At 73.7% G+C, this 9,169-nt stretch carries 10 protein-coding genes; 7 read left to right on the top strand and 3 right to left on the bottom strand.

Annotated elements, in window-relative coordinates; genetic code table 11:
- Positions 1-91: 91 nt before the first annotated feature.
- Positions 92-667, top strand: a complete 576-nt coding sequence (locus tag H9652_RS18730; protein WP_191798232.1) for a DUF6993 domain-containing protein — start codon at positions 92-94, stop codon at positions 665-667.
- 158 nt (positions 668-825) lie between these two features.
- Here the strand turns inward: H9652_RS18730 and H9652_RS18725 are convergent, their stop codons facing one another.
- Complete coding sequence (locus H9652_RS18725; protein WP_191792262.1) at positions 826-1,062, bottom strand: hypothetical protein; 237 nt, start codon at positions 1,060-1,062, stop codon at positions 826-828.
- Between the two features lie 218 nt (positions 1,063-1,280).
- Here H9652_RS18725 and H9652_RS18720 point away from each other — a divergent pair, with 218 nt between their 5' ends.
- Positions 1,281-1,613, top strand: a complete 333-nt coding sequence (locus H9652_RS18720) for a cupin domain-containing protein (protein ID WP_191792260.1) — start codon at positions 1,281-1,283, stop codon at positions 1,611-1,613.
- A gap of 98 nt (positions 1,614-1,711) precedes the next feature.
- Here the strand turns inward: H9652_RS18720 and H9652_RS18715 are convergent, their stop codons facing one another.
- The gene (locus H9652_RS18715) at positions 1,712-2,926 is read right to left on the bottom strand and encodes an alpha/beta hydrolase family protein (protein WP_191798230.1); all 1,215 of its coding nucleotides are present in this window, start codon (positions 2,924-2,926) and stop codon (positions 1,712-1,714) included.
- A gap of 193 nt (positions 2,927-3,119) precedes the next feature.
- On the opposite strand from H9652_RS18715, the gene H9652_RS18710 reads away from it, so the two are divergent.
- From H9652_RS18710 to H9652_RS18695, 4 genes are all read left to right on the top strand, one after another.
- Complete coding sequence (locus tag H9652_RS18710; protein WP_191798228.1) at positions 3,120-5,411, top strand: heavy metal translocating P-type ATPase; 2,292 nt, start codon at positions 3,120-3,122, stop codon at positions 5,409-5,411.
- Positions 5,412-5,414: 3 nt separating this feature from the next.
- Positions 5,415-5,867, top strand: coding sequence for a DUF6153 family protein (locus H9652_RS18705; RefSeq protein ID WP_191798226.1), 453 nt, complete (start codon positions 5,415-5,417; stop codon positions 5,865-5,867).
- A gap of 85 nt (positions 5,868-5,952) precedes the next feature.
- Positions 5,953-6,564 carry a DUF305 domain-containing protein gene (locus tag H9652_RS18700; protein ID WP_191798224.1) on the top strand — a complete coding sequence of 204 codons (612 nt, stop codon included), beginning with the start codon at positions 5,953-5,955 and terminating at the stop codon, positions 6,562-6,564.
- 117 nt (positions 6,565-6,681) lie between these two features.
- Positions 6,682-7,257 carry an alpha/beta hydrolase family protein gene (locus H9652_RS18695; RefSeq protein WP_191798222.1) on the top strand — a complete coding sequence of 192 codons (576 nt, stop codon included), beginning with the start codon at positions 6,682-6,684 and terminating at the stop codon, positions 7,255-7,257.
- Between the two features lie 10 nt (positions 7,258-7,267).
- Here the strand turns inward: H9652_RS18695 and H9652_RS18690 are convergent, their stop codons facing one another.
- Positions 7,268-8,086, bottom strand: a complete 819-nt coding sequence (locus H9652_RS18690) for a formylglycine-generating enzyme family protein (RefSeq protein WP_191798220.1) — start codon at positions 8,084-8,086, stop codon at positions 7,268-7,270.
- Positions 8,087-8,333: 247 nt separating this feature from the next.
- Between H9652_RS18690 and H9652_RS18685 the strand changes: the two genes are divergently transcribed.
- Positions 8,334-9,122: a hypothetical protein gene (locus tag H9652_RS18685; RefSeq protein WP_191798218.1), complete on the top strand. Its 789-nt coding sequence runs from the start codon at positions 8,334-8,336 to the stop codon at positions 9,120-9,122.
- Positions 9,123-9,169: the final 47 nt, after the last annotated feature.

The following is a 9,169-nucleotide window of genomic DNA, read 5'->3' as shown; positions in this document are numbered from 1 at the left end:
CCCCCCCCCGTCGCGTGCCGTGCGTGAAGATCTCGCGCAGGGTCGAGCCTTGCGCTGGACGCGTCGGCCGCAGCGCAGCGAGACTCGCCGGATGAGCCACCCCCTGCCCGACGACGTCACGCCCGCCGGTCGTTCGCGTGCGGCCACGTGGGTGGTCCGGGTCGTGGTCGGGCTCGCGGCCCTCGTCACGGTCGCGCTCGTCGTGGCCGTCGTGGGCTACGTCGTCCTGGTGAACCGGTGGGCCGACGCCTACGACGTCTCTCCGGAAGCGCCCCCCGCGGTCACCGGGTCGACGGACCCGACTCCCGAGCCGGAGAACCAGGGGCTCGACTCCTCGAACGAGGCCTACCGCGAGCGCCGCGGGACCCCCGCGTCGGACGCCGAGGCCGCGCTGTCCGTCCCGGCGGTCGAGGCCGCGCTCGCCCCGCTCGTCACGGGCGACCCGTTGCGCCACGACGAGGTCGTGGCCGCACTGACCGGCGCGGGGTTCGAGACGTTCGGCGTGACCCCTGGGACGACGCCGTCGGGCGACCCTGCGACGAGCTTCGGGGTCGGCGTGAGCGTCCCGGGAGGCTGCGTCTACGGCGGCGTCACCCCGGAAGGGGTCACCCTCGAGGCGGGCGGCCCGATCGCCGACGGCGGCTGCCTGGAGATGCCGACCCACTGACCCCGGCTGTGCCCCGCGGCCGTCCGATCCGCCGCCCGGGCCACCGGCACGCGTCGTCGGCGTGCTGGGTTCACCGTCACGCCCACCGAGTGTGCAGTTGTGGTCGTCCGTCGCGGCGGTCGACCGCCACAAGTGCACACTCGACGTGGCGCGCGGTTCTAGGCCGACGCGGCCTCGGGCTGGGACTCGCCCGGGTTCGCGCGCTCGAGCGCTGCCCGGTAGACGCGCAGGCGCTCGACCTGCAGGTCGGAGAACAGGGGCGCGTCGACGTCCTCGACCGGCTGCGTCCGCAGGAAGTCGAGGATCTCGGTCTCGGTCTCGTCGATCTCGGCGAGACGTTCGCGATCGGCGTCGTTGAGGAGCTGCCAGACGTCGACGAAGGTGGGCACGTGCATCACCCCATGCTCTGTCACCCGTCCCCGGATCGCGCGCCGACCTGCCGACGAGTGACGGGCGTCACACGATCCGCACGCGCCCTCTCCCAGGAGGTCACATCCGCAGGGCGCGACGACCGCGCGGGTGCGCGGCGCCGTCGGGCACCCCGCGCGCACCGGGCGAACCGGACGCCCGACCGCCATGATGGAAACCCCGCCCCCACCCGAACGGAAACCCCATGACGAACCTCGAGCTGCTCACCGACGCGCACCTCACGCGCGCCCGGGACGGCGACAACGGCCGCAGCGCGGAGGTCGTGCTGCACGACGGCGTGCTGCGCCAGACGATCATCGCGATCCTCGCGGGCGTCGAGCTCGGCGAGCACAACTCGCCGCCCGCCGCGAGCATCCAGGTGCTGCGCGGCCGCGTCCGCGTCACCGCGCTGGAGGGCGACGAGGAGGTCGGGCCGGGCGAGCTGCGCGTGCTCACGCACGAGCGGCACGCCGTCGCCGCCCTGGAGGACTCGGCGTTCCTCCTGACGACGGTCACGAGCGTGCCCACGGCACCCTGACTTATGCACCCGGGTGCCGAGAACGAGGTTGAGGTCGTCATCCACCGCAGGACGTCCCCAGTCCCGTTCTCGGGACCCCGGCTACGTGGGGACCCCGGCTACGTGGGGGCGCCGTCGTACTCGAGGGTCTCGTCGAGCCAGTCGTAGACGCGCTGGTGGAAGACCCCGCGGCCGGTCATCTCGCAGTGGCCTGTGACGCCGTCCTCGGGGCCGAGCTCGACGTACTCGGTCGGGCACGTGAGGTTCTCGGCGAGCGTCCGGGCCGAGGCGGAGAGGTCGTCGCCCACGGTGCGGCACACGAGCACCGGGCAGCGGATGAGGTGCTCACGCCCTCGCATCGTGTAGTCGTGGGACAGCCGGATGAAGTCGAGCGGGTCGCGCACGCCGTGCACCCACAGGTTCCGGCGCAGTGCCCAGCCCGCCGAGGGCTTCTTGAGGAGCTGGTGGAGCGTCGTCTCGACGACCCGGAGCGCGGCACCGCGGTCGTCGTCGAGGTGGCCGGCCAGGAGCGAGGGGAACTTCGCGGTGACCGTGCCGAACAGGTCGTAGGGTCCGCTGTCGGCGACGCAGGCCGCGAGGCGGTGCTCCCCGGACGCGGCGCGGGGCGCGAGGTAGCCGCCGAAGCTCCAGCCGTGCACCACGATGCGCTGCGGGTCCACCTCGTCCAGGGTCAGGGCGTGGTCGACGACGGCGCTCACCACGGTCTCCCAGTCCGGACGGAACGCGATGCCCTGGTCGAGGATCACGCTGCCCTGGCCCGGGCCGTCGAACGCGAGCACGTCGTACCCCCGGTCGAGGGCAGCGACCGCGTTCGCGAAGTACAGCTCCTCGGCGGTGCCGTCGTAGCCGTCGACGAGCAGGACCGTGGGGCGCGGGCGCCCGTCGTCTGCGGCCCGGAAGAAGTAGCCGGGGAGCGTCCCGCCCTCGAACGGGATCTCGAGCACGTCCGGCGGAAGGTCCAGGAGCGCGGCCCCCTTGCGGAACGTCTCGGTCTGGCGGCGCGAGCTCTCACGGAACCGGTCGTCGACGGGAGCCCCCATGAGGAAGAGCCCCGCGGTGCGGTAGTAGTTCGAGGCGCGCAGCCAGGAGCCGCGGGCACTGACCGGGTGACCTGCGATGTCGCTCTCCTCGGCCGTCTTCTCGACGCGCGCGGCGGTCGCGGACCACTCGTCGTACCACTGGTTCCCGTCGGTCCGGGTGATGCGGCGGGCCGTCTCGAGGCACTCGCCGATCTCTGCACCGCCCTGCGCGGTATAGGCGAGCGCTCGGACGAGCTGCGCGTCGAAGAGCTCGTCGTGAAGGACCAGGGTCATGGCTGCTCCGCCCGTCGTCGGGCTTTCAGGCTAGGTCCGCAATCGGGGCACCGCGCGTCGGCGTCGCGCGGCTTGCTCTTGACGGACCGGGAATGCTGCGGCAGTATCAGGAGTTATCGATACCCCTAGGGGGTATCGCCGGAGCGCCAAGGTCGCCCGGCGCGATACGAGGGAGGACGGGACAGTGAATCCCATGGACCACGACGAGCACGGTGACCACACGGGTCACGGCGGGCACGCAGGTCACGACCACGAGCACCACGTGGGCAGCGACGGCTCGCACGCGGGGCACACCAGCCACGCAGCGACCGCCGCGCCTGCCGCGAGCCACGACGCCCACGCGGGCACGGACCACGCCGGGCACGACATGTCGACCATGACCGCGACGGAGCACTCGGCCCACGCCGGCCACGCCGACCCCGACGACCACTCGGCCCACGCAGGCGGCCACGAGGACCACTCGGCGCACGGCGGCCACCAGGGCCACGGCGGCCACGGCGGCCATGCGGGCCACGTCGCGATGTTCCGTCGCCTGTTCTGGATCATGCTCGCCCTCGCGGTCCCGACGGTCGGCGCCAGCATGATGTTCGCCTCGATCATCGGCTACTCGCTCCCTGACGTCCCGGGCATCGCATGGATCTCGCCGGTCCTCGGCACGGTCATGTACGTGTGGGGCGGCAAGCCGTTCCTCACGGGGGCGGTCGACGAGCTCAAGGCGCGCAAGCCCGGCATGATGCTGCTCGTCGCGCTCGCGATCACGGTCGCGTTCGTCTCGTCGTGGGGTGCGAGCCTGGGGATCCTGTCGCACGAGCTCGACTTCTGGTGGGAGCTCGCGCTGCTGGTCGTCATCATGTTGCTGGGCCACTGGATCGAGATGCGCTCGCTCGCGCAGTCGTCGTCGGCCCTGGAGTCGCTCGCCGCGCTGCTGCCGGACGAGGCCGAGCGCGTGGGCGCCGACGGCCAGGCGACCACGGTGTCCCCGACCGACCTGGTCGTGGGCGACGTCGTCGTGGTGCGTCCTGGTGGGCGCGTGCCCGCGGACGGCGTGGTGTCCCAGGGGTCGGCGGACGTCGACGAGTCGATGATCACGGGCGAGTCGCGCCCGGTGCGCCGGACCGTCGGCGACCACGTGGTGGCCGGGACGGTCGCGACCGACCAGGCGCTGCGCGTCACGGTCGACGCGGTCGGTGACGACACCGCGCTCGCGGGCATCCAGCGCCTGGTGACGCAGGCGCAGGCGTCGTCCTCGCACGCGCAGCGCCTCGCGGACCGCGCCGCGGGCTGGCTCTTCTGGTTCGCGCTCGGCGCCGCGGTGCTGACGCTGGTCGCGTGGACGGTCTGGGGCACGCCGGAGAGCGCGCTGATCCGGACCATCACGGTCCTCGTCATCGCGTGCCCCCACGCGCTGGGCCTCGCGATCCCGCTCGTGGTGTCGATCTCGACCGAGCGCGCGGCCAAGGCGGGCGTGCTCGTCAAGGACCGCATGGCGCTCGAGCAGATGCGCACGGTCGACGCCGTCCTGTTCGACAAGACCGGCACCCTGACCAAGGGCGAACCCGTCGTGACGCACCTGGTCGCGACGTCGGGCAGCGAGGACGAGCTGCTCGCGCTCGCGGCGGCCGTCGAGGCCGACTCGCAGCACCCCCTGGCCCGCGCGATCGTGGGTGCCGCCGCGGACAAGGGCGTGCGGGTTCCGCGCGCCGAGGACTTCCAGTCCTCGACCGCGGTGGGCGTCTCGGGTCTCGTGGACGGTCGCCGGGTCACGGTGGGCGGCCCGTCGCTCCTGCGGGAGCACGGCCTCGACCCCGTGCCCGACGCCGCCGCGTGGGAGGGCGAGGGCGCGACGGTCCTGCACGCGCTCGACCTGGGCTCCGGTACCCCGCGCGTCCTGGGCGGCTTCGCGCTGGCCGACGAGATCCGGCCCGAGTCCCGCGAGGCGATCGACGCCCTGCACCGGCGCAACATCCGGGTCGTCATGATCACGGGTGACGCACAGGCGGTGGCGCAGTCGGTCGCGGACGAGCTCGGCATCGACGAGGTGTTCGCCGGGGTCCGCCCGGGCGACAAGGGCGACAAGGTCTCCGAGCTCCAGGCGCGAGGGCACAAGGTCGCGATGGTCGGCGACGGCGTCAACGACGCCCCCGCGCTCGCCCAGGCGGACGTGGGCATCGCGATCGGTGCGGGCACCGACGTGGCCATCGCGTCGGCCGGGGTCATCCTCGCGAGCGACGACCCGCGCTCGGTCCTGTCGGTCATCGAGCTGTCCCGGGCCAGCTACCGCAAGATGAAGCAGAACCTGTGGTGGGCCGCCGGATACAACCTGGTGTCGGTGCCCCTCGCGGCGGGCGTCCTGGCGCCGGTCGGGTTCGTCATGCCCATGGCGGTGGGCGCGCTGCTCATGTCCCTGTCGACCGTGATCGTGGCCCTCAACGCGCAGCTCCTGCGCCGGCTGGACCTCGACCCCGAGCGCGTGGCAGCCTCGTAGGCGATGTCCGAGATGTCCCCGATCGCCCCGGCCGGGGCCGTGTCGACCGCCCACCTGGGCGACGCGGTCCGGCCCTCCCGAACCGCCGGTCTCGTCCGGCGGTTCGTGGTGCTGCTCGGGATGGTGGTGCTGCTCGGCGGGTTCGTCGGGATGCACCAGATGTCGGGCAGCCCCGTGGCGCACGGCCCCGCGCACACCGTCGCCGCCGAGGCGGCTCCCCATGCCTCGGGCGACGTGGGCGCGGAGGAGGAGGCGCCGTCGGGCACGGGGCACGGCGAGATGGAGGCCATGTGCCTCTTGGTGCTCGTCGCGATGGTCTCGCTCGGTGGCCCGGCGCTGGTGCGTCGCCTGCCCGACGGCGTCACGCACCTCGCGCGCGTCGTCGCGCCCTGGTGGCGGCTCGGGTCGGTGCTGCGGCCGCCGTCGCTCGTCGCGCTCGGGATCAGTCGGAGATAGGAGCTCGGCCCGACCAGGGCCGCAGCACACCGTCACCGCCGCGGGGCACCCGTGGCACACCGACCGATCACCCGAAGGACGACTCATGAACACGCACACCCTCACCAAGGTCGGCATCGGCCTGACCCTCGGCTCGACACTGGTCCTCGCGGGCTGCACCGACGCCGGCGACGGCGCAGACATGGAGGGCCACGACATGGGCAACGGCTCGCCGTCGCAGGACACGGGCGCGGACGCAGCCGGGGCCAACGACGCGGACGTCATGTTCGCGCAGATGATGATCCCGCACCACGAGCAGGCGCTCGTGATGTCGCGCATCGTGCTCGACACGGAGGGGGTCGACCCTGCGGTCGTCGACCTCGCAACCCGCATCGAGAGCGCGCAGGAGCCCGAGATCGCGACCATGGAGGGCTTCCTCGACGAGTGGGGCGCCGAGCCGATGGGCGACCACTCGGGCCACGAGATGGACGGGATGCTGAGCGAGGCGGAGATCCAGGCGCTCGAGGCGGCGGACGCCGCGACCGTCTCACGACTGTTCCTCGAGGGCATGATCGCGCACCACGAGGGCGCCGTGGACATGGCGAAGGCCGAGATCGCGGACGGTGAGAACGCCGAGGCGCTCGCCCTGGCCCAGGAGATCATCGACGCCCAGGAGTCGGAGATCGCGGAGATGCAGGACCTGCTGCTGGCCCTCTAGCGGTTCCAGCCAGGTGCCGAGCACGGGGTTGAGGTCGTTCTGGGCAGATTGACGACCTCAACCCCGTGGTCGACCGCAGGAAAGGTCCTGGTCAGCCGCCGCTGCCAGACTGGAACCATGACGCGATCATCAGGCGCAGCGGTCGGCGGGCTTCTTCTCACGCCGGGGGCCGGGGCGGGTCGCGACCACCCGACGCTCGTCGCGGTCGAGGAGGCCGTCGTGCCGCTGCCCGTGCGCCGGGTCGACTTCCCGTACCGGCTCGCCGGGAAGCGCATGCCGGACCGGGCGCCGGTCGCGGTCGCGCACCTGGTCGAGGAGGCCGCTCGCTTCGCGACCGAGGAAGGCTTCGCGCCCGACCGGCTCGTGCTCGGCGGCCGCTCCTACGGCGGGCGCATGTGCTCGATCGCCGTGGCCGAGGGCCTGCCTGCGGCCGGTCTCGTGCTGCTGAGCTACCCCCTGCACCCGCCGGGCAAGCCCGACAAGCTCCGCGTCGACCACTTGCCGCAGCTCACGGTCCCCGTGCTGTTCGTGTCCGGGACGACCGACCCGTTCGGCTCGCCCGAGGAGTTCGACGAGCACGTCGCCGCGATCCCGGGGCCGGTCACCCAGGTGCGCCTGCCCGGCGCCCACGACGTGCGCAACGACCACGCGGCGGTGAGCGACGCCGTCGTGCGGTGGCTCGCGACGCTCTGAGCTCCGCCGCTCAGAGCCCGCGCAGCGGGGTCCAGCCGACCGGCCGCGGTCCGCGGACGTCGGCACGCTCGCGGTCGGCCGCAGCCGACCACCCTTGTGCTTCGAGCGCCCCGCGCAGCCCGACGGCGCCACGCGCCACCCGGAAGCCCACGTCCTCGAGGACGGCGTCGGGCGCGCTGCCCCGGCGTACCGAGGCGCGCACGCTCCACTCGCGGTCTGCCCACCCTCCCCCGCGCAGGCTGCGGTAGTCGCCGTAGCGCGCGGTGTCGGCGTGGTCCCAGCACCATTCCCAGACGTTGCCGAGCTGGTCGTGCGTCCCGAACGCGTTGGGTGCCTTGCGGCCGACCGGCTGCGGGCCCTGGACCTGGTCGGCAGCGGTCCAGGCGACGGCGGCCAGCGGCCCGTAGGTCGGAGTGGTCGTCCCCGCGCGGCACGCCCACTCCCACTCGGCCTCGGTCGGCAACCGGAACCCGTCGACGCCGACGTCCCACCGGACCGCACGGCCGTCGAGCACGTAGGCAGGAGCCAGGCCTGCGGCGGCCGACGCCGCGTTGCACCAGCGCACCGCATCGAACCAGGTCACGGGGTGCGCGGGGGCGTCGCCGGGCCGGGAGCCGTCCGGGGGCGCGCTGCTCTGGGGCGTGCTGCCCGGCGGGGTGGGAACGGAGCGGAGCTCCGCCCAGGTGATCGGGGTCCGACCGATCTCGAAGCCCTGGAGGGTCACGTCCCGGGCTGATCCGGTGCGCGCGTCGCGCAGGGCGAGCGCGCCGCCGGGGACGGGGACGAGCAGGGGCGGGGCGGGAGCCGGGGGCGTGCTCGCGGGAGCCATGCGACGAGGGTAGCCACGTCGGTCGTCGCCCTTGGGCGAACCGACATGCGGGCGACACGCGAGCGACACGCTGGGAGCGCTTCCACAATCACCCGGTCCCGAGTACCTTTGGCGCTGATATGTCGCGTTCGCCCGGTCGATCCGGGCATGTCGGACGAGTACGGTGATCAACCGTCCGGCACAGCCCCGCTCGCACCCGAGAGCCGAGGGCGCACCCCTCCGACCACCCCCCGAAAGGTCCTCCTCGATGCGCGCAGCGCCCGTCGCCCTCCTCACGGCAGCGATCCTCGTGGCCACCCCCACGATCGCGTCCGCAGGGTCCGACTCCCCCACCCCGTACACCGTGACCGCGAGCGGCGTGAGCCTGCCCGCAGGCCAGGTGTTCCGCGAGCACGGGCACGTCAACTACCGCGCGACCGCGCTCGACGGGACCGGTGAGCAGAGCTTCAACGTCCACCTCGAGACGGCCAACGGGCGATCGACCGCGGCCTACGTGGGCGCGAGCTTTCTCGACTTCGCGGGCGCCGTCGCCGCGTTCCCCGCCGGGTTCTGCGTGACGTGGGTCCAGGTCGAGGGGTTCGACGAGCACTTCGGCGAGGGCGGCCAGGCGCCCGAGTGCACGCCCGAGCCGACACCGCTGAGCCCGGCCCCGCCCGTCACGCGGCCCGCCCCGTCGCCGGTCCCGAGCAGCGAGGTGCCCGACGGCGGAACGCCGGTCGAGGCGCCCACCTCGCCTCCGGTCGCGGAAACCCCGACGACGGCGCCTCCGGTCACCGAGCGCGAGCTCGCCGCGACGGGCCCCGCGCCCGAGGACGTTCCCGTCGCAGGTGCGACACCGGTCGCGCAGGCCGACCCATCGGCGGCACCTGGTGCGGCCACGCCTGGTGCGGCGGCACCCGGCGCGGCGACGGCGGCCGACGACGAGGGCCTCGCGGCGACCGGCTCGAACGCGCTGCTCGTCACGGCCGGGGCGGTCGTGCTGCTGGCCGCCGGGATCGTCGCGGTGCTGCTGAGCCGCCGGTCGCGGCGCGCCTGACGCTTCCCCCAAGGACGAGAGGGGGGGGGGGGGGGGGGGGGGGGGGG

The organism is Oerskovia rustica (assembly GCF_014836555.1).
GTDB classification, from domain to species: domain Bacteria; phylum Actinomycetota; class Actinomycetes; order Actinomycetales; family Cellulomonadaceae; genus Oerskovia; species Oerskovia rustica.
This window is presented reverse-complemented; position numbering and strand designations above follow the sequence as displayed.

Coding starts and splice junctions, on each gene's coding strand:
- H9652_RS18720 (WP_191792260.1), top strand. CDS start 1,281: ATGACGAACCTCGAGCTGCTCACCGACGCGCACCTCACGCGCGCCCGG.
- H9652_RS18700 (WP_191798224.1), top strand. CDS start 5,953: ATGAACACGCACACCCTCACCAAGGTCGGCATCGGCCTGACCCTCGGC.
- H9652_RS18695 (WP_191798222.1), top strand. CDS start 6,682: ATGACGCGATCATCAGGCGCAGCGGTCGGCGGGCTTCTTCTCACGCCG.
- H9652_RS18705 (WP_191798226.1), top strand. CDS start 5,415: ATGTCCGAGATGTCCCCGATCGCCCCGGCCGGGGCCGTGTCGACCGCC.
- H9652_RS18715 (WP_191798230.1), bottom strand. CDS start 2,926: ATGACCCTGGTCCTTCACGACGAGCTCTTCGACGCGCAGCTCGTCCGA.
- H9652_RS18730 (WP_191798232.1), top strand. CDS start 92: ATGAGCCACCCCCTGCCCGACGACGTCACGCCCGCCGGTCGTTCGCGT.
- H9652_RS18710 (WP_191798228.1), top strand. CDS start 3,120: ATGGACCACGACGAGCACGGTGACCACACGGGTCACGGCGGGCACGCA.
- H9652_RS18725 (WP_191792262.1), bottom strand. CDS start 1,062: ATGCACGTGCCCACCTTCGTCGACGTCTGGCAGCTCCTCAACGACGCC.
- H9652_RS18690 (WP_191798220.1), bottom strand. CDS start 8,086: ATGGCTCCCGCGAGCACGCCCCCGGCTCCCGCCCCGCCCCTGCTCGTC.
- H9652_RS18685 (WP_191798218.1), top strand. CDS start 8,334: ATGCGCGCAGCGCCCGTCGCCCTCCTCACGGCAGCGATCCTCGTGGCC.